The organism is Pseudarthrobacter sp. KH_020_B (genome assembly GCF_057840185.1).
Map to the genome: position 1 here is coordinate 3,177,950 of NZ_CM174506.1, position 21,829 is coordinate 3,199,778.

The 21,829-nt window shown below is 64.9% G+C and carries 16 protein-coding genes and 2 tRNA genes; 5 read left to right on the top strand and 13 right to left on the bottom strand.

The window, feature by feature from the left end; translation table 11 throughout:
- Position 1: 1 nt before the first annotated feature.
- The 3 genes from AC3IT0_RS14640 to AC3IT0_RS14650 form a co-directional block, all read right to left on the bottom strand.
- On the bottom strand, positions 2 to 955 hold the full coding sequence (locus AC3IT0_RS14640; protein WP_489320468.1) for an electron transfer flavoprotein subunit alpha/FixB family protein: 954 nt from the start codon (positions 953 to 955) through the stop codon (positions 2 to 4).
- A 14-nt stretch (positions 956 to 969) separates the two neighbouring features.
- A complete protein-coding gene (locus tag AC3IT0_RS14645; RefSeq protein ID WP_489323809.1) occupies positions 970 to 1,770 on the bottom strand; it encodes an electron transfer flavoprotein subunit beta/FixA family protein in 801 nt (266 codons plus the stop codon).
- Positions 1,771 to 2,044: 274 nt separating this feature from the next.
- Positions 2,045 to 3,655, bottom strand: coding sequence for a S1C family serine protease (locus AC3IT0_RS14650; protein WP_489320469.1), 1,611 nt, complete (start codon positions 3,653 to 3,655; stop codon positions 2,045 to 2,047).
- A 288-nt stretch (positions 3,656 to 3,943) separates the two neighbouring features.
- Here AC3IT0_RS14650 and AC3IT0_RS14655 point away from each other — a divergent pair, with 288 nt between their 5' ends.
- Complete coding sequence (locus AC3IT0_RS14655; RefSeq protein ID WP_489320470.1) at positions 3,944 to 5,989, top strand: TPM domain-containing protein; 2,046 nt, start codon at positions 3,944 to 3,946, stop codon at positions 5,987 to 5,989.
- Between the two features lie 109 nt (positions 5,990 to 6,098).
- Positions 6,099 to 6,884, top strand: a complete 786-nt coding sequence (locus AC3IT0_RS14660; protein WP_489320471.1) for a PspA/IM30 family protein — start codon at positions 6,099 to 6,101, stop codon at positions 6,882 to 6,884.
- A 141-nt stretch (positions 6,885 to 7,025) separates the two neighbouring features.
- On the opposite strand, the gene AC3IT0_RS14665 is transcribed toward AC3IT0_RS14660, so the two are convergent.
- Entirely contained in the window at positions 7,026 to 7,508 is a 483-nt protein-coding gene (locus tag AC3IT0_RS14665; protein ID WP_489320472.1) for a universal stress protein, read from the bottom strand.
- A 74-nt stretch (positions 7,509 to 7,582) separates the two neighbouring features.
- Positions 7,583 to 8,770, bottom strand: coding sequence for a TerC family protein (locus AC3IT0_RS14670; RefSeq protein WP_489320473.1), 1,188 nt, complete (start codon positions 8,768 to 8,770; stop codon positions 7,583 to 7,585).
- A 205-nt stretch (positions 8,771 to 8,975) separates the two neighbouring features.
- Between AC3IT0_RS14670 and AC3IT0_RS14675 the strand changes: the two genes are divergently transcribed.
- Positions 8,976 to 9,161: a hypothetical protein gene (locus tag AC3IT0_RS14675; protein WP_489320474.1), complete on the top strand. Its 186-nt coding sequence runs from the start codon at positions 8,976 to 8,978 to the stop codon at positions 9,159 to 9,161.
- On the opposite strand, the gene AC3IT0_RS14680 is transcribed toward AC3IT0_RS14675, so the two are convergent.
- The 5 genes from AC3IT0_RS14680 to AC3IT0_RS14700 form a co-directional block, all read right to left on the bottom strand.
- Positions 9,151 to 10,083, bottom strand: coding sequence for a cytochrome b/b6 domain-containing protein (locus tag AC3IT0_RS14680; protein WP_489320475.1), 933 nt, complete (start codon positions 10,081 to 10,083; stop codon positions 9,151 to 9,153). The genes AC3IT0_RS14675 and AC3IT0_RS14680 overlap by 11 nt on opposite strands.
- A 130-nt stretch (positions 10,084 to 10,213) precedes the next feature.
- A tRNA-Met gene (locus tag AC3IT0_RS14685) sits at positions 10,214 to 10,290 on the bottom strand.
- Between the two features lie 147 nt (positions 10,291 to 10,437).
- Positions 10,438 to 10,511 (bottom strand) — tRNA-Met (locus tag AC3IT0_RS14690).
- Between the two features lie 79 nt (positions 10,512 to 10,590).
- On the bottom strand, positions 10,591 to 13,590 hold the full coding sequence (locus AC3IT0_RS14695; RefSeq protein ID WP_489320476.1) for a UPF0182 family membrane protein: 3,000 nt from the start codon (positions 13,588 to 13,590) through the stop codon (positions 10,591 to 10,593).
- 136 nt (positions 13,591 to 13,726) lie between these two features.
- Positions 13,727 to 14,920: a YlbL family protein gene (locus AC3IT0_RS14700; protein WP_489320477.1), complete on the bottom strand. Its 1,194-nt coding sequence runs from the start codon at positions 14,918 to 14,920 to the stop codon at positions 13,727 to 13,729.
- Between the two features lie 131 nt (positions 14,921 to 15,051).
- On the opposite strand from AC3IT0_RS14700, the gene AC3IT0_RS14705 reads away from it, so the two are divergent.
- A complete protein-coding gene (locus AC3IT0_RS14705; RefSeq protein WP_489320478.1) occupies positions 15,052 to 16,470 on the top strand; it encodes a zinc-dependent metalloprotease in 1,419 nt (472 codons plus the stop codon).
- A 111-nt stretch (positions 16,471 to 16,581) separates the two neighbouring features.
- Here AC3IT0_RS14705 and AC3IT0_RS14710 read toward each other — a convergent pair whose 3' ends face one another.
- From AC3IT0_RS14710 to nudC, 3 genes are all read right to left on the bottom strand, one after another.
- Positions 16,582 to 17,193: a M48 family metallopeptidase gene (locus AC3IT0_RS14710; RefSeq protein ID WP_489320479.1), complete on the bottom strand. Its 612-nt coding sequence runs from the start codon at positions 17,191 to 17,193 to the stop codon at positions 16,582 to 16,584.
- Complete coding sequence (locus tag AC3IT0_RS14715; RefSeq protein ID WP_489320480.1) at positions 17,190 to 19,325, bottom strand: ATP-dependent DNA helicase UvrD2; 2,136 nt, start codon at positions 19,323 to 19,325, stop codon at positions 17,190 to 17,192. Before AC3IT0_RS14715 ends, AC3IT0_RS14710 begins: the two co-directional genes overlap by 4 nt.
- Before the next feature lie 68 nt (positions 19,326 to 19,393).
- Positions 19,394 to 20,416 carry an NAD(+) diphosphatase gene (gene nudC, locus AC3IT0_RS14720; protein ID WP_489320481.1) on the bottom strand — a complete coding sequence of 341 codons (1,023 nt, stop codon included), beginning with the start codon at positions 20,414 to 20,416 and terminating at the stop codon, positions 19,394 to 19,396.
- 168 nt (positions 20,417 to 20,584) lie between these two features.
- On the opposite strand from nudC, the gene AC3IT0_RS14725 reads away from it, so the two are divergent.
- Positions 20,585 to 21,829 (top strand): macrolide 2'-phosphotransferase, encoded by a 1,245-nt coding sequence (locus tag AC3IT0_RS14725; RefSeq protein ID WP_489320482.1) that lies wholly within the window; start codon positions 20,585 to 20,587, stop codon positions 21,827 to 21,829.

Genomic DNA, 21,829 nt, shown 5'->3' on the forward strand with positions numbered 1-21,829 from the left:
GTCAGCCTTTTCGCTTCTTGATCTCTTCGGTGGCCTGCGGAAGGACGTCGAAGAGGTCCCCGATGATGCCAAAATCGGCGATTTCGAAGATCGGTGACTCGGCGTCTTTGTTCACGGCCACGATGACCTTCGCGGTCTGCATCCCGGCCTTTTGCTGGATGGCACCGGAAATGCCCGCGGAGATGTAGAGCTGGGGCGACACGGTCTTGCCGGTCTGGCCCACCTGGGCGTCATGGCTGATCCAGCCGGCGTCCGTGGCTGCACGGGAGGCTCCGACGGCTGCACCGAGGGCGTCCGCAAGCTGCTCCACGGGACCGAAGTCGCCGTCCACTCCGCGCCCGCCGGCCACCACGATGCGGGCGTCTGCCAGATCCGGGCGGCCGCTGGCCGCCTTCTGCTCGCGGGCGGTGATGCGGGCCGCCGTAGCCGTGCCGTCCGCCGGTACTTCTACGGTGGACGTCTCCGGGGCGGAAGCCACGGACGCGGGCTCGGGCGTGACGTTGTTGGCCTTCACCGTCAGCACGGAAACCGGCGTGGTGGTCCTGGCAGCGGTGGTGTAGGAACCCGCTAGGACCGACTTGTGCGCTGTGCCGTCGGCGTCGACCGCCACAACGTCGGTGATGACGCCGGCGTTGAGCCGGATGCCGAGCCGCGCCGCGATCTCTTTGCCTTCGGGCGAGTTGTCCAGGAGGACCGTGCCTGCGCCGGCGGCACCGGCGGCGGCCGCCAGATAGGCTACCTTCGCCGAGACGAGGTAGTCATCCAGGTCCTGGGTGGAGGGCCGGAGAACGGCGGTGACGCCATATTCGGCGAGTGTGGCCGAAACATCCTGATGCAGATCGCCGTTCAGGGCAACAGCCGTCTCTCCGAGGGAGCGTCCCAGGGTGAGCAGTTCGAGGGTGCTCTTCTTCAGGGCATCGCCGGGGTTGTCAATAAATACGAGTACGTTTGCCATGTCTGTGATCCCTCTTAGAGCAGCTTCTGGGCGGCCAGGAAGTCGACAAGCTTGATGCCGGCGTCCCCGTCGTCGGTGATGATGGTTCCGGCGGTGCGCGGCGGGCGTTCCTCTGCAGCGGTCACCGTGGTCCACGATCCGGCGTGGCCCACGTGCGCGGGATCAACTCCGATGTCTGCCAGGGACAAGGTGGTGATGCTCTTGCGCTTGGCCGCGATGATGCCCTTGAAGTTGGGGTAGCGCGGCTCGTTGATCTGGTCCGTCACGGAGACCACAGCGGGCAGCGTTGCCTCGACGGTCTCCGAATACGTGTCGGCATCGCGGCGGGCGGTGAGCCGGCCGCCGTCGACCGTCAGGGAGGACGCGAAGGTGACCTGCGGCAGGCCGAGACGCTCGGCGAGCTGGGCCGGGACCAGGGAGGTTTCGCCGTCGGTGGACGCCATGCCGGTGAGGACAAGGTCCACCGGGGCGCCGGTGCCGATATGGCGGATGGCGGCGGCGAGAGCGAGCGAGGTGGCGGCAGCGTCTGAGCCGGCAAGGGCACTGTCCGTGAGGTGCACACCTTCGGTGGCGCCCATCTGGAGTGACTTCTTCACCGCGTTCACTGCACCGGCCGCGCCCATGCTGAGCGCAATGACCTTGTTGCCGGCTTTGGCGCCACCGCGGGCCTCAGCCAGCTGCAAAGCGGCCTCCAGCGCGTATTCGTCCAGCTCGGAAAGGATGCTTTCGTCACGGTCCGTCGTGTAGCCCTCGCCGGTGAGGTGACGGTCAAACTGTGCGTCCGGTACATGCTTGACCAGGACGATGATCTTCAATGTCTCTTCCACTGTGTTTACAGCAGCCTTCCATGCTTGTGGACAGCCAGCCGGATGGGGTCATGGCCTCGGAACGCCCGGGGTACGGGTAGATCCTAGCTAACCATATAGCCGTCCGCCGTTGCCGTCCCGTTAACGCCTGTGTCACGGCGCTGCCCGGGCGCGCAGGGGACACGTACGACGACGGCGGCACAGGACGACGGCGGCGATCACCTTTGGTGACCTCCGCCGTCGTCGTCGTTGATTGTTTGCCATGCGCTGTGCTGATCAGGCTTTATTGGTCCGCCGCGGTGCCGAGCGTGACGTCCAGCGTCTGCTCCTGGCCGTTGCGCAGGACGGTGAGCTTGACAGTGGAGCCGCCGGCCTGCTCACGGACGGCCGCTGTGAGCTGGTTGGGCTCGCTGATGACCAGGTCGTTGAACTTGATCACCACGTCGCCCACCTTGATACCGGCCTTAGCGGCAGCTGAATTCGGCTCGACCGTTGCCACGTCGGCACCTACGGAGAAGCCCGAGGACGAGCTGCTGGACGCCTTTTCCTTGACGCTGACGCCCAGCTGGCCGTGGGAGGCCTTGCCGGTGTCGATGATCTCCTGTGCCACCCGTTTTGCGTGGTTGATGGGGATGCTGAAGCCCACTCCGATATTTCCGCCGGTGGTCGAAGAATCGGAGCCGGCGGACGCGATGGCCACGTTGACGCCGATGATCTCGCCCTTGCTGTTGACCAGGGCACCACCGGAGTTGCCGGGGTTGATGGCGGCATCAGTCTGGATCACGTTGATGGAGATGGATCCCTGGTTGGCGGTGCTTTGGCCTTGGCCACCGTTTGGAGGGGCGAACTGGAAGCCCTGATCGCCGCCCTGGGAAGTGTCGCCTTCCTTCGGTGCCGCCGAGGACGCAACGCTGATGGTCCGGTTCAGGGTTGAGACGATGCCGTCAGTGACTGTGCCCGTGAGGCCCAGCGGGGAGCCGATCGCAATCGCGGTGTCGCCAACGTTGAGCTTGCCGGAGTCTCCGAGGGTGGCCGCTGTCAGACCGGACGCGTCGTCCACCTTGATCACGGCAAGGTCAGACAGGGGGTCGGTGCCCACCAGCTTGGCCTTGAGGACCTTGCCTGCGCTGGTGCGAACCTCCAGGGCTGCGTTGGCGCTCTGGCCATCGAGGGTCACCACGTGCGTGTTGGTCAGGATGTGGCCTTCGTTGTCCATAACGATGCCGGAGCCCGTGCCGCCCGCGCTGCCGCTCGTGGCGCTGATGGTCACCACGCTGGGCGACGCCTTGAGCGCCGCGGCCGTGATGGCGTTGACGTCGTCCTTGTTGTTGACTATGACGGTTCCCGGCTGGCTGCTGCTGCTCGACGCCGACGGAGAGCCGTTGTTGAAGAGGTTGCCCGAACCGACCGTGGCCACGGTACCACCCACAAGGCCGGCGGCCAGGATGCTTGCCACCAGGGTCCCGACGCCGAAGGACGGTTTGCGGCGGGGTGCGTCAGCCGGGTTCGGACCAGCGTTGTAGTGGCCTGCATATCCCGGAACAGCTGAATGCGCTCCATGCTGGCCGTACTGCTGGCCGCTAGGCTGGACGGCGCCGTACGGACCGGGGGTCGGCTGGCCCGGTCCTTGCTGGCCTGGCGTCTGCTGGCCCGGCGTCTGCTGGCCCGGTGTCTGCTGGCCGTAGAACGGCTCGCGGGGAGGATAAACCGGACGAGGTGCATCAGGCAGCGGCTGCGTGGGGTTCCCGGGGGCCCCGGAGCGGTCCAGCTGCTCGGTTGGATTAGTCTGACCGACAGCGTCGCTGCGGACCTCCGCAGAGTTCTGGTCCGCATTCCGGTTCTCATCCGGATTGCGGTTCTCCGGCGCTGCACCCTGGGTTGGGTTCTCAGTCATTGGACTTCCTTTCATCCTCGTCTGCATTAACTATGTACCGTCTGGCTGGAACTGGGGCGAACGTTGGCTGGGAGGTTGCTGGGAGACGTAAAATCCCTGCACGCCAGCGCTTTCGGGGGGTTTCGCTGGTGGCATATTCGTCCGTGTGGACGCACCATAAGGTGCACCATAGAATCAAGAGGAATTGCCACAGCGACCTGCGGCTTTACACCACGCGTGGGGGCGCTGCTGCATTCTGAGACGTTGATTCGTCCCGAATCGGTGTCAGGCGTGCTGAAGGGTTGCACAATGCGGTCAAAGTTCAAACGTATTCTCGCCGTGATCGGCCTGACCGGGCTGCTCGCGGTTCCTGCTGGCGCAGCCTGGGCCGAAGATCCGGTGACTCTGGATCCCTCCTCCAAGATTGTGGACTCCGCCGGGGTTCTCGGTTCGAACAAGGCTGGTGTGCAGGAAGCCATCAAGAAGCTTGGGACCGACCACGCCACCGTGCTGCATGTCGTCGCCGTCAAGAAGTTCGAAAACCCAACCGACCGGGAAGCGTGGACGGACGAGGTAGCCAAAAAGGCCAGCCTGGGACCTAATGCCTTGATTTTTGCGGTGGCTACGGACACCAGACAGTACATTCTGAACAAGCCCAACGGCAGCAAGATCACCACTGCCCAAATCGAAAACATCAAGAGCAAAGCCATTGGCCCGCAGTTGGCCAATGACAACTACGCCCAAGCGGCCATTAACGCCGCAGCAGCCATCGGCGATGCGGCAGGTGGCGGCAGCGGCAACGTCCCCTCCGGTGACGGCGCCGGCGTGGCCGTCCTCGTTGGAACCGGCGTTGTGGCCGCCGGTGGAGCCGGTGCATACCTGTACTTCCGGAACAAGCGGAAGAAGGCAGCCCTGTCATCCAGCACCAGCTATGGTCCCCAGGGTGCCGAGCTTGATCCCCTGGCTTCGCTCAGCATCGAGGAACTCCGGCGCAAGAGCGGTTCCCTCATCATCGAGGCCGACGACGCCATCAAGTCCAGCGAGCAGGAGCTCGGCTTCGCGGAGGCCCAGTACGGCGATGCCGCGGTGGGGAACTTCACGAAGGCCCTGGCCGAGGCCAAAGCCCACATGTCTGAATCCTTCAAGCTCCAGCAGCAGCTTGATGACCACATCCCGGATACGGAAGAACAGCAGCGCAGCTGGCTCGGGGAAATCATCCGCCGTTCAGAGGCAGCGCTCGGCTCGCTCCAGGAGCAGAAGGCCGACTTCGACGCGCTCCGGGAGCTCGAGAAGAACGCCCCGCAGGCACTGGCAGCCATCAGCGCCGGAGCCCACGAAGCCGATGCCAAGATCGCCAGCGCCGAACAGTCACTGACGGTCTTGCGCGCCAAGTACGCGGACAGCGCGCTCGTGCAGGTCGCTGACAACATCACCCAGGCCAAGGAACGCCTGGCCTTTGTGCAGAATGCCACCGCCACCGCCCAGGAAAAGCTCACCGAAGGCGAGGGCAGCCTGGCCGCGGTCGCCGTGCGGGCATCTGAAGAGAGCCTGCACCAGACCAACGTTCTGCTGGACGCCATCGCCAAGGTGTCCACCAGCCTGGACGAAGCCCGGAACGGCCTGGAGGCTGCCGTCGTCGAAACCTCCCAGGACCTCGCGCAGGCGAAGGCCATGATCCAGTCCGGCGAACACCCCGAACTGGCCGGACCGGTAGCCGGCGTTGAGGCGGCCCTGGGCCAGGTCAAGGCCGAAATCCAGGGCGGGAAGATCGATCCCATCGCTACCCTGCAGCGCGTCGAAACGGCGCACCAGGCCCTGGACCAGTCCCTCACCGGCATCCGGAACCAGCAGGACCAGGCCCGCCGCGCGCAGGCGTCGCTGCAGCAGACCATCATGTCGGCGCAGGCGCAGATCAGTGCCACCTCGGACTACATCACCGCCCGCCGCGGCGGCGTAGGCACCGAGGCCCGCACGCGGCTCGCCGAGTCCCAGCGCAACCTCGACTACGCGCTGTCCATCTCCCGCAATGATCCCGTCACTGCACTGACTTACGCCCAGCAAGCCCATGCCCTCGCGGCCCAGGCAGCGCAGCTGGCCCAGGCCGACGTCGACAACTTTGGTGGCTACGCCAACCAGGGCTTCGGCGGCGGCATGTTCGGCGGGCGCGGCGGAGGCGGTGGCGGCCTCGGGGGCGCCATCCTTGGCGGTATCCTCATCAACTCCATCCTCAACGGCGGCAGCGGCGGCGGCTGGGGTGGAGGCCACAGCGACGGCGGCGGCTGGGGCGGTGACTCCGGCGGCGGCGATATGGGCGGCGGCTGGGGCGGCGATTCCGGCGGCGGCGGGGACTTCTGACCATCAAAGGCTAGGCGCCGACAGGAACCAACCTGCCAGCGAAAAAAGCGGTACAACAACTGTTCACTGATCTCAGTGGCCACCATTGAGCAGGACGAAAGGTAACACCATGGTTAAGCAGTCCATTTTCGGCCGGATCGCACAGCTGGCAAAGGCCAACATCAACACCTTGCTGGACAACGCTGAGGATCCGCAGAAGATGCTGGACCAGATGGTCCGGGACTACACAAACAACATTGCGGAGGCTGAGTCCGCCGTAGCCCAGACCATCGGCAACCTGCGTATGCTCCAGGATGACTACCGCGAGGACGTCAAGAACGCCCAGGACTGGGGCAACAAGGCCCTCGCCGCGTCACGCAAGGCTGACGAATACCGCAGCGCCGGGGATGTTGTAGACGCCGAGAAGTTCGACAACCTCGCGAAGGTAGCGCTGCAGCGCCAGATGTCCGCGGAAAGCGAAGCCAAGGGTGCTGAGCCGAGCATCGCCTCGCAGACCGAGGTAGTAGACAAGCTCAAGTCGGGCCTGGACCAGATGAAGGGCAAGCTCAACGAACTCACCAGCAAGCGCAACGAGCTGGTTGCGCGCTCCAAGACGGCCGCCGCACAGTCCCAGGTGCACGATGCCATCAAGAGCATCGACTTCATGGATCCCACCAGCGAAGTTGGCCGCTTCGAAGAGAAAATCCGCCGCGAAGAGGCCAAGGTCCGCGGCCAGCAGGAGCTTGCCGCGTCGAGCCTGGACGCCCAGTTCAACCAGCTGGAAGACCTCGGCGAGCAGGTGGAAATCGAGGCACGCTTGGCAGCCCTGAAGTCCGGCAGCGCCAAGCCGGCCATCGGCGCTGCCGGTGCCAGGACTGAGTCCACGGTCGACGAAGCCGACTTCGACAAGCTGTAGCCAGCCGCGTCCACCGCTGAGCGGGCAGCAAGGCCGGGGTTCATCACGAACCCCGGCCCTTGCTGGCCTGTCTCACATTCGCATGTCGAGCATGGCCGGTGTCCCTGTCGCATGGGAGTCCCTAAGCCGGCGCCCAACGCCTCAGGTCTGCGGCCGTACGACCAGGACAGGGCAAGCCGCGTGCCGTACACACTGCTCACTCACGGAGCCGAGCAGCAACCCGGCGAGACCGCCGCGCCCGCGGGTTCCAACGACCAGCATGCGGGCGTCTTGTGAGAGGGCAATGAGGCTCGTTGCGGGAGCGGCATGTACGGCGCGGTAAGTAACCGGAACCATGTGAAACGTCCCGACGATGGTGCTCGAGTCCTGCACAAGTTCGTCGTGGACCGCAGCGGAATACTCATCAAACGAAGACACATACCCGAACTCCCAATGGGATGGCCGCGGCGCGGTCGCGATGGACCACGCCCGCACGACGACGACGGGGACGGACAGCTGTTCGGCGAGCCACAGGGCCATGGCCAATGCGTTGTCCGCACCCTTGGATCCGTCGTGCCCGACCACAATGCTATCTCTCGGTGCTGGTACCGGATTTGTACTGTTGATCGCGCCTTCAAAGCTCATTGACGGTTCTCCTTACCGTTTGGGGTGGGGCGGCCGTGCCGCCCCACGGCAGGCTCCGTGTGACGTGCCCGGCCCTACCGGGCTAAATACTCGTCGTGCCGCCGATGCGCTTCCGCTACCTGCTCACGGATCCTGTCGACGTCCTTGGCTTTGTTGCGGTATTTCAGGTCCATTGCCAGGATTTGGGCTTCCTCCTCGGTCAGCAGCAGGTAGATCCGCTCGCGCTCGGCAGGATCAGCGGTGTAGTCAAGGTCAAGGTAGCTGACCGCATGTCGGCGCGCGTTGTTGATGGAGGTCTGGGCTTTGCCCGCCTTGCTCAGCAACGAGACCACCACGGTAACGATGAGCGCTCCAATGATGACACCCAGGGACAGGCCCGTGGTGAATTCCACGACCGGGACCGGTTCGCCGCCGTTGATGAACGGCAGGTTGTTCTCATGGAGGGCATGGAGCACCAGCTTGACGCCGATGAATGCCAGAACGATCGCCAGGCCGTAGGAGAGGTAGATGAGCCGGTCCAGCAGCCCGTCTATCAGGAAGTACAGTTGGCGCAGTCCCATCAGGGAGAACGCGGTGGCGGTGAAGACAATGTACACATTCTGGGTCAGCCCGAAGATCGCGGGTATGGAGTCCAGCGCGAACAGTATGTCAGTGCTGCCGATCGCGACCATGACCAGCAGCATGGGCGTGAGCGCCTTCTTGCCGTTGTGCATGGTGAACAGCTTGTCGCCGTCGTAGTGCTCTGTGGTGTGGAAGCTCCTCTTGGCCAGGCTGATCATGAAGTTGTCCGCCTGCTTCTCGCCGTGGGGTTCGGGTTTGAGCAGATTGCCTGCAGTGATCAGCAGGATCAGGCCAAAGATGTAGAACACCCAGGCGAAGGAATTGATCAGCGCCGCGCCCAGGAAGATGAACCCGGTCCGGGCGATCAGCGAGAAGACGATGCCGAACAGCAGCACCTTCTGCTGGTCCTCGCGGGGGACCCGGAAGCTCGCCATGATGATCAGGAAGACAAACAGGTTGTCAACTGAAAGAGCCTTCTCCGTGATGTAGCCGGCGAAGTACTCCGACGCCATGGTGGTACCGCCGAAGAGCAGAACCAGGATGCCGAAGAGGACGGCAATGCCCACGTAAATGGTGGACCAAAGGGCTGCTTCTTTCAGTGTGGGAACGTGCGCCTTGCGGATGTGGAAGAAGTAGTCGAAAGCGAGCAGAGCCAGGATGACGACGATGGTGATGCCCCAGATGAGGGGGGAAACAGTCATGTGGGCCTGCTTTCGTCAGGTGGTGGCCGCGCACCCTTAGCCATGCGATAACCCTTTCATCTGCACTACGTCCTCGGCTGCTGGCACCAAGCTCGGTTTAAGGCTGCCGAGCACGGACGGGCGTCCGATTGTGGGACTCCTACAATGGTCCCACTCTCGTTCACATCCTTGGAACTGAGACGCCTCACCAGTCTGTATCCAACCAATGGCGCAGGGGTCGAAGGCTCCGCATGGCTTCCACGAACCGTGGAAGCATCCCGACGTCGAGGACTACCCCGCGCCCGTGGTGGGACTCCCCGAGTCCAGGGAGCGCGCGCTGGCGACGTACCAGAAGCTTCGGGCGGACCAGCAAGGCCAGGACAACGTCACCGGCGCGGAAATCAGCGGCTGACTTTGCCCATCAGGGAGGCGATGGGGCGAAGGAAGAGCGGACGGGCGAGGAACCAGGCTGCCACCATGGCTGCGACCGAGGCGACGAAGACCCAGAAGCCGAACCAGCCGGCGTCGTCGCTGCCTCCGTACATGTGGTTCAGGTTCCGGAGTGCCCCGGTAGCGAGGACCAGGAAGACGTGCACGACGATGAAGGCCACGAAATAGATCATGACCGGGAAGTGGATGGCCCGCGCGAGTTCTATGGGGTAGGCCTTGTTCAGGGCGGTGGCCTTCTTGGGCCAGGCGGAGGATGTCCGGATGCCGGAGATGAAGGCAAGCGGTGCGGCGATGAAGACAGTGGCGAAATACGTCAGCAGCTGGAGCGCGTTGTAGTTGACCCAGCCGTTGTCGGTGGGCCAGTTCAATGAGGCGTACTGAAGCGCTGCGGAGAGGGCATTGGGGATGACGTCCCAGCTGGTGGGCACGATCCGCATCCATTGTCCGGTGGCGAAGAGCAGGATGGCGAACACCAGGCCGTTGAGGAACCAGAGCACGTCCAGCGTCAGGTGCAGCCATAGTTCCAGGGTGATCTTGGTGGGCGCGTTCCTGGTCTTGATCAGCCCTTTGTTGTTGCGGGTCCAGTGGCCGCTGGGCCGCGTGGTGGTCCGCACCTGCCAGCCGGTCCTGATGATGAGCAGCAGGAAGAAGCCGTTCAGGAAGTGCTGCCAGGCCAGCCACGCCGGGAATCCCACGGGGGCGCCCTCAGGCAGTTCCGAATGGCCCGGATAATCAGCCAGGAACGACGCCACCGCCGGAAGGCCGGTCATCCACTTGGCCAGCAGCACCACGAGCACCAGCGCTACGAGAGCGGCAGGAACACCCCAGTAGAGTCGGGACCGCTTGCCCGTCGCGGAGCCGGGCTTCTTCGTGGGTGTGGACATCGAACAACATTCCTCTCGAGAATGACTGACCAGGTGCTCAAATGGCTTTGCGAACGAGAATACTAGGAACCACGAGTAATCGGGCAAAAGAAGACCCCGGCCGGCGTAATGCCGGTCGGGGTCTTCTACATGGTTGCGGGGACAGGATTTGAACCTGTGACCTCTGGGTTATGAGCCCAGCGAGCTACCGAACTGCTCCACCCCGCGTCGCTTGATCAACACTACCGTACTTTGGAGTAGGTAATTACCACTCGGGATTGATGGCCCCAACAACCGCCAAGTTGCCTCTTTGGGGCGGGTCCGCTTAAACCAAAAAGTCCGGATTCTGTTTCCAGAATCCGGACTTTTCGCCAGTTGCGGGGACAGGATTTGAACCTGTGACCTCTGGGTTATGAGCCCAGCGAGCTACCGAACTGCTCCACCCCGCGTCGCAAGATCAACTCTACCGTTCGGCGAACGGGAGGCCAAATCCTGGTGGCGTGATGTGCGTCTCGCTGGGTCAACCCCTTAGTTGCTGGCCGCCGGCGAGGGCGTCGCCGTCGGTGTGGCTTCGGGCGACGGCGTCGCCTCGGGCGCCGGCGTGGCTTCAGGGGCCGGCGCCGGGATCTTGCCCTCGGCGTCAATGGCCTTCTGCAGGGCCGCCGCGAGCTTCTTCTGCTCTTCCCCGTAGGCTGCAAAGTCGCCAGCCGCCAGGGCTGCCTGGCCCGCCTTGATGGCGGCGTTCGCCTCATCCAGCGCGGCCTTCAGGTCAGCCTGGGCGCCTGCACTCACCGGCGGTGTGGTGCCAGGAGCAGGCGGGGTCTGGCCGGTGTTGCCGGAGTCGCCCGCGGCAGCGCCGGAGTCGCCGCCGAAGAGTTGCTTCAAGGCACCGTCCAGGGTTGGCGCAAAGCCGACCTTGTCACCGAAGGCCACCAGCACACGCTGCAGCGTCGGGTACGAAGTCTCGCCGGTGGACTTGAGGTACACAGGCTGCACGTACAGGATGCCGCCGCCCACAGGCAGTGTCAGCAGGTTGCCGTTGAGCACCTCGGAGGCACCCTGCCTCAGAAGGTTCAAAGCCTGCGACACCGTGGGATCGGAGTTGAACTTGTTCTGCGCCTGGCCCGGTCCCGGAACCTGAATCTCAGGCGGAATCTGGAGCAGCCTCAGCTTGCCGTAGCTCTCAGCCTTGACGCCTTTTTCTTTTCCGGCGTCAGAGTCGGCCGTCAGGAAGCCGTAGAGGACGTTCCTGGCGGTGCCGTTGACGATCTGCGGGATGAAGGACGAGGTCAGCTGGAAGGCCGGCTTTTCCTGGTCAGGCATCTGCAATGACATGTAGAACGGCGGCTGCTTCACGTCGGTGTCCACGGTGGGATCGTTGGGAACGCTCCAGACATCCTTCGCCTGGTAGAAGCTGCCCGGATCGGTGACGTGGTAGCGGCCCAGGAGTTCGCGCTGGACCTTGAACAGGTCCTCCGGGTAGCGGACGTGGCTCATGACGTCCCCGGACATCTCCGAGTATGGCTTCAGGGACGTGGGAAAAACCTTCTGCCACGCCTTCAGGATGGGGTCCTGGTCGTCCCAGGCATACAGGGTCACCGACCCGTCATAAGCGTCCACGGTGGCCTTGACGGAGTTCCTGATGTAGTTCACCGAGCTGTTCGGCAATGCAACCGTCCGGCCAGAAGTGGTCTGGGAGTCCGCGGTGGCAGCCGAGAGCTGTTCCTGCTGCGAGTACGGGTAGTACTGGCTGGTGGTATAACCGTCCACAATCCACTTGACACGGCCGTCAACCACCGCCGGGTAGGCGTTGCCGTCAACGGTCAGGTACGGCGCGACCTTCTCGATCCTGTCCCGCGGGCTGCGGTCATAAAGGATCTGGGATTCAGGATTGACACCGTCGGACAACAGCAGATCCGAGGACTGGAACTTGATGGAGTAGAGAACCTTGTTGAAGAAGCTGCCCACGTTCGGCCCGCCGTTGCCGGCGAAGGTGTATTGGGTTTCCCCCGCGCCGGAGGGCCTGTCCTGCTCGCGGGGAGATGCTCCCTCCGGCGCACCGACAATGGAGTACTCCGGGGAATTCTCGCCGAAGTAGATACGGGGCTCGTAGGTGGAATCATCACCCAGGACACCGGTGGAGGGAATGCCGGATTGGAGGAACTCCGGCTTGCCATCCACGGTGAACTTGTTTCCCTTGGCCGCGACAACTCCATAGCCGTGGGTGTAGACAACGTGCTGGTTGAGCCAGCCCTGCTGGTTGGTGGCGACGTTCGCCGGGTTCAGCTCGCGCACGGCGATGACGGTGTCCTGGATCTTGCCGTCAACTTCGTAGCGGTCGACGTTCAGTGCTTCCGGGAACTGGTAGTACGGGCGGTACTGCTCCAGCTGGGAGAAGGCATCGGAGATCAGGTTGGGGTCCAGGAGCCTGATGTTGGCAGTGGTCTGGGCGTCCGGAGCCAGTGCCCCGGTGGTGGCCGTGTTGGTGGCGTCATAGCGGTCCACCTGGATCTGGTCCAGGCCATAGGCAGCCCGCGTCATCGCGATGTTGCGCTCAATGAAGTCCCGCTCGTACGTCTCCTCGGAAGGCCGCACCTGGAACTGCTGGATGACCCACGGGTACACACCGCCGGCCAGGATTGAGGTGATGATCAGCATGGCCGTGCCGATGACCGGCAGGCGCCAGCGGCCGATGACCGCGGCAACGATAAAGAGGATGGCCACGAGGCCAGCCGCCACGGCAAGGATCGCCTTGGTAGGGATTACTGCGTTGACGTCCGTGTACAGCGCACCGGCCCAGCGCCCGCCATCACTCTGCAGCGCGGCATAGCGGTCCAGCCAGAAGTTCGCGCCGAGCAGGATCAGGAAGGCTGCGCCGGTTACCGCGAGGTGGATCTGGGCCGCGCGGCTGGTGAACACGCCGCGTTCCATCAGCCGGATGCTGCCGTAAAGGTAGTGGGTGAGGATTCCGGCGATGCCCGCGACGACCACCACGCTGATGAGGAACCCCGTGATGAAACCGAGGAAGGGAAGCGTCATCAGGTAGAAGCTGATGTCCAGGCCGAATTCAGGATCGCTCTGGCCGAACGGCTCCTGGTTGAAGAACAACAGCACCTTCTGCCATTGGCTGGCGGCAGCGCTGCCCGCGAACAGTCCGAACAGGATGGGCAGGCCCACCATAACAACGCGGCGGACCGGTTCAAGCTGGGCCTGGTAGCGGTTCAGGTTATCGCGCATCTCGGAGTCCGGCGCGTACACAGGCCTTGCATGGTAGGCAACCCGGATGGCAAAAAAGACGGCCACGAACATGAGCGCGAAGCCGGTAACGAAGATCCCGATCCGGGCGAGGTTTTCCGTCACAAACACTTCGAAGTAGCCGAGCTGCCGGTACCAGAGGACGTCAGTCCACACGTTGGCGAAGAAGATGAAGCCCACCACTGCGATGGCAACAACGATCAGCGTGGGCGTTAGGGCCCCGCGTCGCGAGGGGGGTCTTCCGGGCGGGATGGGGCTGGTAGGACGGGACAAACTCGGTACCTCATAGCTGGTCGTCAGGTTTACATAACAAGCGTGCGTGCGGTTGACGTCCGGCCCCGGTCAAGCGTGTGGCAACGTCCGTCATATCTGCCACGAGTGGCGGTAAAGCTTAGTTCCTGGCCTCAGTCTAGTTGCTGGTGCAGACCGGCAAAGCGCCCGTGTCCTGGCCCGATCCGGCGAGTTCGACGGCGCGGCGCGCCTCCGCAATGTTCTCCACCTTGAACACCTGCAGTCCCTCCGGCACGTGGCCCACAACGTCGCCGCAGTTTTCAGCCGGAGCGAGGAACACCGTGGCTCCCCCGGCGCGCGCGCCCAGCATCTTCTGCCGGATGCCGCCGATGGGACCTACCGTGCCGTCAGGGGTGATGGTCCCCGTTCCGGCGACGTGTTTGCCGCCGGTCAGGTCCCCCGGCGTCACAGTGTCGATGATGCCCAGCGAAAACATCAGCCCGGCGCTGGGTCCGCCAACCTTGTCCAGGGAAATCTTCACGTCGAACGGGAACGTGAACAGGTACTTGAGCATGACTCCGAGAATGTAGCGGCCCGCACCGTTGTCCATGGGGGTGATGGTCTGCGTGACGGATTCCCCTGCGCGCTGCACCACCAGGCTGGCCGGCGCCCCCTGGCCGGCGGCAAGTTCCTCCTGCACAACGGCGAGCGATGTGATGGGTTTGCCGTTGATCGATTCGAAGAGGTCGCCGTTTTCAACCTTGCCGGCCGACGGCGAACCGTCGGGGAGCCCCGCGGCCTGGAGCTGCTGGCCGAAGGGAATGTCGAGCTCCTTGAGTGCCGAGGCGACGGCGTTTTCCTGCGACGAGGTCATGGCCACGGAGCTCTGTTCGTCCGCCTCCTCCTTCGTGGTGCCGCTGGGGTACAGCAGCTCCACCGGGTGAACGGACTTGGACCCGTCCAGCCAAGCGGTGAAGGCACCCAGGATGCTCACGGGGCCGTTGGGGCCGCCGTCGACATAAACGGTGGTCAGGTCCAGATGTCCCTCGGCGGGATAGGTCTCGTGGCCCGTGACGCTGATGACGGGGCTGCCTTGGCTCTGGCCCAGGGTGTTGAAGGTGGGTCCGGGTGACTCCACCACATATGGCACCGGGACGGTGACAGCCGCGATCCCCAGCCCCAGTGCCAGGACACCGGAGAGCATCATCACGGACACCCGCCGGTCCCCCGGCGGGGCGCTGCGGGGGGCAAACTGCCCGGTTGGCACGGCGTCGGCAGGACCCGGTACAGGTGCTGGGGCACCCGCTGTGGCGCCGGCGTCGAGCCCTGGTGCGTGGTCCTCATGCGGATGATCGCCGCGGGTTGTAGTCACTGAATCAACACTACGCGGTGCCGCACCCGGCCAGCTCTTTGCCTACAGCGAACGTAACGCCTGTCCGGCAGACAGCCGCCCCGGCCCGGGGTACCGTGAAGTGAACAGTCACACCGACGATCGGCGGGATCATGACCTCCAACCCACTCAATCCGTCCAACGGCGACGATACGCCGAAGGATCCGTTGACCGAGATGCTGCAGAACCTGATGGGCGGCAAGGGCATGGAAAACTTCGACCCCGCCGAACTCGCAAAGGCAGCCGGCCTGCCGAACGACCCCAATCTCCTGGCCCAGATGTTCTCCCAGGTCCAGGCCATGATGAGTGCCCCTTCCGAAGGGCCCGTCAACTGGCAACTCGCGCACGAGAACGCCCGCCGGGTTGCCGCCAGCAGCGCCGACCCGTCCGTCACGTCCCTGCAGACCCGCGAAGTCGACGAGGCCCTGCGGCTGGCCGAACTGTGGCTCGACCCCGTGACAGACTTGGCTGCCACCGGCCTGATCGGCCGTGCGTGGTCACGCGCCGAGTGGGTGGAAGCCACCCTCGGAACGTGGAAGCGGCTGACCGAGCCCGTGGCCAACAGCATCGCCAACGCACTCTCCAGCGCCATGACCGAACAGATGCCCGAAGAGATGAAGTCCATGATGGGCGGGGCCTCTTCCATGCTGCAGAACATGGGCGGCGCGATCTTTGGGATGCAGCTCGGCCAGGCTATCGGTGCCCTGTCCGCCGAGGTAGTCAGCTCCACGGACATCGGTGTGCCCTTGGCGGATCTGGAAATGGCGCTCCTGCCGGCCAACGTGACGAAGTTCGGGGAAGGCCTGAGCCTGCCGGAGAACGACATCCGGCTGTTCCTGGCCGTCCGCGAGGCAGCCCATGCGCGGCTGTTTGTCCAGGTTCCCTGGCTGCGCGGCCACCTGCTCGGCGCCATCGAGGCTTACGCCCGCGGCATCCATATCGACACTTCCAGGATTGAAGAGCTGGCCCGTGACCTGGACCCCAGCAACCCTGAAGGCATCCAGGAAGCGCTGTCCCAGGGTGTGTTTATGCCGCAGCGGACCCCTGCCCAGGAGCAGGCGCTTGAAAAACTTGAGACGGCGCTGGCCCTCGTTGAAGGCTGGGTGGACGAGCTCACCGCGTCGGCCACGGAGAAGCTGCTGCCCTCCGCCGGCGCGCTACGGGAAACAGTCCGGCGACGCCGTGCCACCGGCGGTCCGGCGGAGCACGCTTTCTCTTCCCTGGTGGGACTCGAACTGCGTCCCCGCCGCCTGCGCGAGGCTGCCACGCTGTGGGCCACCCTGAAGGACGAGCGGGGCATTGCCGGACGCGATGCGATCTGGCAGCACCCGGACCTGCTCCCCACCGCCGCGGACCTCGATGACCCCCAGGGCTTCAGCGGCCGCCGCCAGCTGGCCGAGGCCAGCGACAGCGAAGTGGACGACGCCCTGCAGAAGCTGCTGAGCGGCGGCTTCGACAACGCTCCGCAGGATGATTCCGACGCCGGCGACGGGGAAGAGCCCACCGGCGACGGTGGGCAGCCCAAGAGTTAGCCAGGCCGCATGTTGCTACGGCGGCGACATCGTCCTTAGCGGCGCCAATTTGGCCTCCAACTTCATGCGGCACGGCCTGATCGACGAATTCCGGATTCGCGACGGCACTGGCTAGTCGGCGTCGGCTGGCTCTGAATCGTTGCTGCCCGCGGTCAGCCCCCGGGAGGTGGCGAACGAGACGCCTTCCAGGAAGGCCTTGGCCCGCATCGTATCGGGGTATGCCTCCAACAGCTTCCAGAACGCGGCGTTGTGCCCCGCCACCAGCAAATGCGCGAGCTCGTGCAGCAGGACATAGTCAATGACCCACTGCGGCATGGGCCGGAGCTTGTCGGAGAGCCGGATGGATCCTTCCGACGGCGTTGCGGAGCCCCAGCGCGAGTTCTGGTTGCTGACCCAGCGGACCGACGTCGGGACCGCCCTGCCGCCGAAGTACCGGGCCGAAAGGTCCGTGGCGTGGGCAGCCAGTGCAGTATCCGTGGCCGGCTGTTTGGTTCCTTGGCGGGAACGCCGCTCCCCCTGGCGGTGCAGCTTCTCCAGCATGCGGTGCACCCATTCAGACTCCTGCGCGGCGGTGAACCGGGCCGGAATGGCCACCACTGCCGTCCCGTTCTCCCAGAAGGCAGCCACCGTCCTGGTCCGGCGGGCCGACCGCCGCACCTCAACCGGTGCTCCGTCCGCCGTGGTGCGAGGGAGGGTGTCCAGTCCTGCCGGTCTGCGGGTCACAGGGCGGCGCTTTCGAGGAGCACGCGCAGCACGTCTTCGCCGTAGCGTTCCAGTTTGGACGGACCCACGCCGGCCAGTGCCGCCAGTTCCTCCAACGTGGACGGCTTGGCCTCTGCGATGGCCGTCAGCGTGGCATCCGTGAAGACCACAAACGCCGGCACCTCGGCCGCCAATGCGATTTCCTTCCGCCATTGCCGAAGGGCATCGAACGTCTGTTCTTCGTAGCTGGGCGGACAGTCGTTGCAGCGGCCCACCTTGCGTTCGGCGCCGCTGGCCAGCATGCTCCCGCAGACCCTGCAGGTGGCAGGGGCAGCGGATTTCCGGCGCGGCGCCGGCCCTTTTCCGCGGGCGCTGGAGCTGGCCACTGAGTTGGGCCGTAGCCCGTCGAGGAAGCGTGAGGGTTTGCGGTTGGCCCGGCCGCCGGGCGTGCGTGCCGTGGACCAGGACAGGGACAGGTGCTCGCGGGCGCGCGTAATGCCCACGTAGAGGAGCCGGCGCTCCTCATCCACGGATTCGGGTGTGTCCGCGAAGGAAATGGGCATCAGGCCTTCGCAGAGGCCCACCAGGAACACGGCGTCCCATTCGAGGCCCTTCGCTGCGTGCAGCGAGGCCAGCGTCACGCCTTGGACAGTGGGAGCATGCTGCGCCAGCGACCGCTCCTGGAGTTCATTAACAAAGTCACCGAGACTGAACTGCCCGCCGCGGACGTGGACCAGCTCGTCCGCGAGTGCCACCAGCGCTGCCAGGGACTCCCAGCGTTCGCGCAGCGCGCCGCCGTTGTGGGGCGGGGCGTCCGTGTAGCCGAGTGAGGCCACGATATCGCGGACCAGCTGGCCGAGCGGTTCCGGCGTCGCGGTTTCAGCGACGGCCCTGGTTGCCGCGCGCAGCTGGAGGATGGCGTCCCGCACTTCCTTGCGGGCGAAGAACCGCTCACCGCCGCGAAGCTGGTAGCTGATGCCGGCCGCGGCGAGCGCCTGTTCGTAGGCTTGGGACTGCCCGTTTGTGCGGAAAAGGACAGCCACCTGGCTCGCGGGAGTGCCGGCGTCGAGCAGTTCCTGGATCTTGATGGCCACTGTGGCGGCTTCGGCTTCATCGTCGGTGCATTCGGTGAACTGCGGGACGGGCCCCGCCGGCCTCTGGGCCACCAGCTGCAGCGGAGCCGCCCAGGCAGCATCGGCCACCGGTCCGCCGCTGCGCCGTGCGCCAAGGAGATCGTTGGCCAGCTTGACCACCTGAGGGGTGGAACGGTAATCCCGGATCAGTTTCACCACATTGGCTTCAGGGTACAAGGCCTTGAATCCCAGCAGGTGTTTGGGGGAAGCGCCGGTAAACGAGTAGATCGTCTGGCTCGCATCGCCCACAACGCACAGCTCGTCCCGCCCGCCAAGCCACAGTTCCAGGAGGCGCTGCTGCAGCGGAGAAACGTCCTGGTACTCATCCACGACAAAATGCCGGTACTGCTCGCGGACGGTGGCCGCGACTTTCTGGTCCTCCTGCAGAATCCCTACCGTGATCAGCAGTACGTCCTCGAAGTCGATGACGTTGCGGTCGGTCTTGACGTCCTCATAGGACTGGAAGACCCGCGCGACGGCCGTGAGGTCGAACCCGCCCGGGGTTCCCCTGCCCTGCGCGTTCTCCAGGTAGTTTGCCGGGGTCAGCATGGAGACCTTGGCCCACTCGATTTCGGAGGCGAGGTCCCTGATGGACGCGCGGTCAGTGCTGAGCCGCAGGCGGCGGGACGCTTCGGCGATCATCTGGGCCTTGTGGTCCAGCAGGTTGGGCAGGGTGCCGCCGACCGCCTGCGGCCAGAAAAACTGCAACTGCCGCAAGGCTGCGGCATGGAAAGTCCGCGCCTGCACATTGCCCACGCCGAGGTCCCGTAGCCTGCTGCGCATTTCCGCGGCGGCCCGGGCCGTGAACGTCACGGCGAGGAGCCGCTGGGGGCTGTACACGCCTGAGTGCACGCCATAGGCAATCCGGTGCGTAATGGCACGGGTCTTGCCGGTGCCGGCACCGGCGAGAACGCACAGCGGCCCGTTCAGCGTGCTGGCAACCTCGCGCTGTTCAGCGTCAAGTCCCCCAAGGATTCGTTCCTCAAGGGACTCTGCACTGTCAAAATTCTCTGTGGTCACTTCTGCTGCTCTGTTGTCGCGACTGCCACATGCTGGCGTCTGGCCAATGGTGATGCCTGTTCCGGGTGTCAGGTGTCCGTGCGGTCCATGATCCGGCCGCCATACCAGTGCTCAATCAGCGAGCGTGCAATGGACAGCCGGCTGGAGATGGTGATTTCACCGGTGAGCACGGCGTCCTGGAGTTCCTCCCGGCTGAACCAGCGCGCACGGGTTACCTCCACGCCGTCGGGCTTTGCCACGGCGTCTTCGGTGATGGCGGTAAATCCAAGCATAAGGGAGGCCGGGAACGGCCACGACTGCGAACCCAAGTACTGGCATCCGGTCACCCGGACGCCCACTTCTTCGTGGATTTCCCTAACGACGGCCTGTTCCAGGGATTCGCCTGGTTCGACGAATCCGGCCAGCGTCGAATAATTCTTCGCGTCAACCGGTCCGCCGCCACCGAGCAGCAGCCGTCCATCCGGCCCCACCACCGTGACGATGATGGCCGGATCGGTGCGGGGGTAGTGTTCCGAGCTGTCCTGGGGGCAGCGGCGGACCCAGCCGCCGGCCTCCACGGCAGTTCGGGCCCCGCAGCGCGGGCAATGCGTATGGCCGGCGTGCCAGTTCGCGATGGCGCTGGCCTCGACGAACAACGCTGTATCAGTGGGGTTCAGGACGGCGGCGATGTCACGGAAGCCGGCCCACTGCGCGTTGGCCGGGATTCCGGCAGTGCCGGGCTCGGCAGGTTCAGGAAGGATAACAAGGACCATTTCGGTGCCCGCGGCAAGGTCCGAGCCGTCCAGCGCGGCGCCAAGGTAGATGACCTGCTCTGGGGCTGAGCCACGGTCCCGCAGGTCAGCCAGCAGGTTTTTGGCTGCCGGCAGAAGAAGCTGGTTACCCTGCACCAGTGCCTGCCGCCCGGCAAGGACCACTGCCCGAGTGTGCCCGCTGTCCAGCAACTCCTCGACCATGCCTGGCCGGACACGGTCAGCGGAGCCGCGGTCCACGGCAGCCGGGAGGACCGGCAATACGGTATCGAACAAGTGGTTGGCCGGCAGCTGGGCTGCCTGCGGCTGGTAGGCCGGTATAGCGGACTCCGCATGACTCATGTGTCCACCGTACTGACTCGGACTGACAATTTACATTCGGAGGGGACATTAGGCGGGACATGCGGCGTGGACGTCCGGACAGGGTGCGGAAGCCGACTTTTGCAGCATATCTGGAGACTCGCCGCCGCACATCGTTGTCTTGGACGCCACTCAATCTACCGTGGAACGGTGAGAAGAAAACCGATCGAACTGGCAGCCGTTGCAACCGCGGCAGTCCCCGGGCTGACCCCAACCGCCGTTAGCTCCGCTGCGGACGATCCCGCGGATTTCGACTCCGCGCTGCTGCTGGATTCGGAAGACAAACAGTGGCGGGTCAGGTCCCCGCGGCACGCGGAAGCCAGCGCCAGGCTCGAGACGGAGTTCCTGGTCCTCCGGGCATTCGCACCGGCCATCCGGGCCGAACTGCCCTTCCTGATGCCTACGGTGGCCGGCAGCGTCCGGCTGGGCAGCCTCAGCACCTTTGTTTACTCGCATCTGGCCGGGAGCACGCAAAGTGTGGAAGAACTCACCGCGGGTCCGGCCGAGCTTGCCCGGGAAATCGGGACAGCGCTGGCGGCCATCCATGATCTTCCGCACTCGCTGGTGAGCAACGCGGACCTGCCCAGCTACACGCCCAACGAATTCCGCCAGCGCCGGCTCAACGAGCTCGACCAGGCGGCCACCACTGGAAAAATCCCGGCGTCGCTACTGCTCCGTTGGGAGCATGCCCTTGAAGACGTTTCGCTGTGGCGGTTCAACCCGTGCGTTGTCCACGGTGACCTCCATGAGGACAACCTGCTCGTGGAAAGCGGCCGTGTCACGGCGGTTACGGGCTGGACGGACCTTCGGATCGGGGATCCCGCGGACGACTTCGCGTGGCTGGTTGCCTCGAACGAGCAGGATTTCGTGGACGCAGTTCTTGCCAGTTACACCGGCAGCCGCCGCGACGCCCCGGACCAGCACCTGCTCCGGCGGGCTGCCCTTTCTGCCGAGTTCGCGTTGGCGCAATACCTGGTCAAGGGAATCGCTGCCGGCGACGCCGGGATGGTTGCCGAAGCCGAAGGCATGCTGGCAACCCTCGCGGCCGACGTCGAAGAGCACGGCGGCCAGGCCATCAGTGTCGAGCCGCTGCCGGCTCCGGCTGCCCCGGCCGATGACGCCGCCCAGTCCGCTGCGGACCTTTCCCTGGCGGTGAACGTGGCCGAGATTCCGGCGGTGACAGTCGTCCCCGTGCCCGTCCCGTCGGTGGAGCCGGTTCCGGTGCTGCCGGCAGTGGAAGTCAGCCCTATCCCGGCCGAGCCCGTCCGGTCCGAAGAAGGTCCGGCGGACGAAAACTCTGCAAACGAGGATCCGGCCGACGAGCCGTCAGTACGCCCGTCCGCCGAGGACACGTCCACCGCCGCCATCAGCATCGTCGACGTCAGGAAGCACTGA

Excerpts from the sequence above, each read along its gene's own strand:
- AC3IT0_RS14640 (WP_489320468.1), bottom strand. The coding sequence starts at position 955 with ATGGCAAACGTACTCGTATTTATTGACAACCCCGGCGATGCCCTGAAG.
- AC3IT0_RS14650 (WP_489320469.1), bottom strand. The coding sequence starts at position 3,655 with ATGACTGAGAACCCAACCCAGGGTGCAGCGCCGGAGAACCGCAATCCG.
- AC3IT0_RS14655 (WP_489320470.1), top strand. The coding sequence starts at position 3,944 with ATGCGGTCAAAGTTCAAACGTATTCTCGCCGTGATCGGCCTGACCGGG.
- AC3IT0_RS14660 (WP_489320471.1), top strand. The coding sequence starts at position 6,099 with ATGGTTAAGCAGTCCATTTTCGGCCGGATCGCACAGCTGGCAAAGGCC.
- AC3IT0_RS14665 (WP_489320472.1), bottom strand. The coding sequence starts at position 7,508 with ATGAGCTTTGAAGGCGCGATCAACAGTACAAATCCGGTACCAGCACCG.
- AC3IT0_RS14670 (WP_489320473.1), bottom strand. The coding sequence starts at position 8,770 with ATGACTGTTTCCCCCCTCATCTGGGGCATCACCATCGTCGTCATCCTG.
- AC3IT0_RS14675 (WP_489320474.1), top strand. The coding sequence starts at position 8,976 with ATGGCGCAGGGGTCGAAGGCTCCGCATGGCTTCCACGAACCGTGGAAG.
- AC3IT0_RS14680 (WP_489320475.1), bottom strand. The coding sequence starts at position 10,083 with ATGTCCACACCCACGAAGAAGCCCGGCTCCGCGACGGGCAAGCGGTCC.
- AC3IT0_RS14705 (WP_489320478.1), top strand. The coding sequence starts at position 15,052 with ATGACCTCCAACCCACTCAATCCGTCCAACGGCGACGATACGCCGAAG.
- nudC (WP_489320481.1), bottom strand. The coding sequence starts at position 20,416 with ATGAGTCATGCGGAGTCCGCTATACCGGCCTACCAGCCGCAGGCAGCC.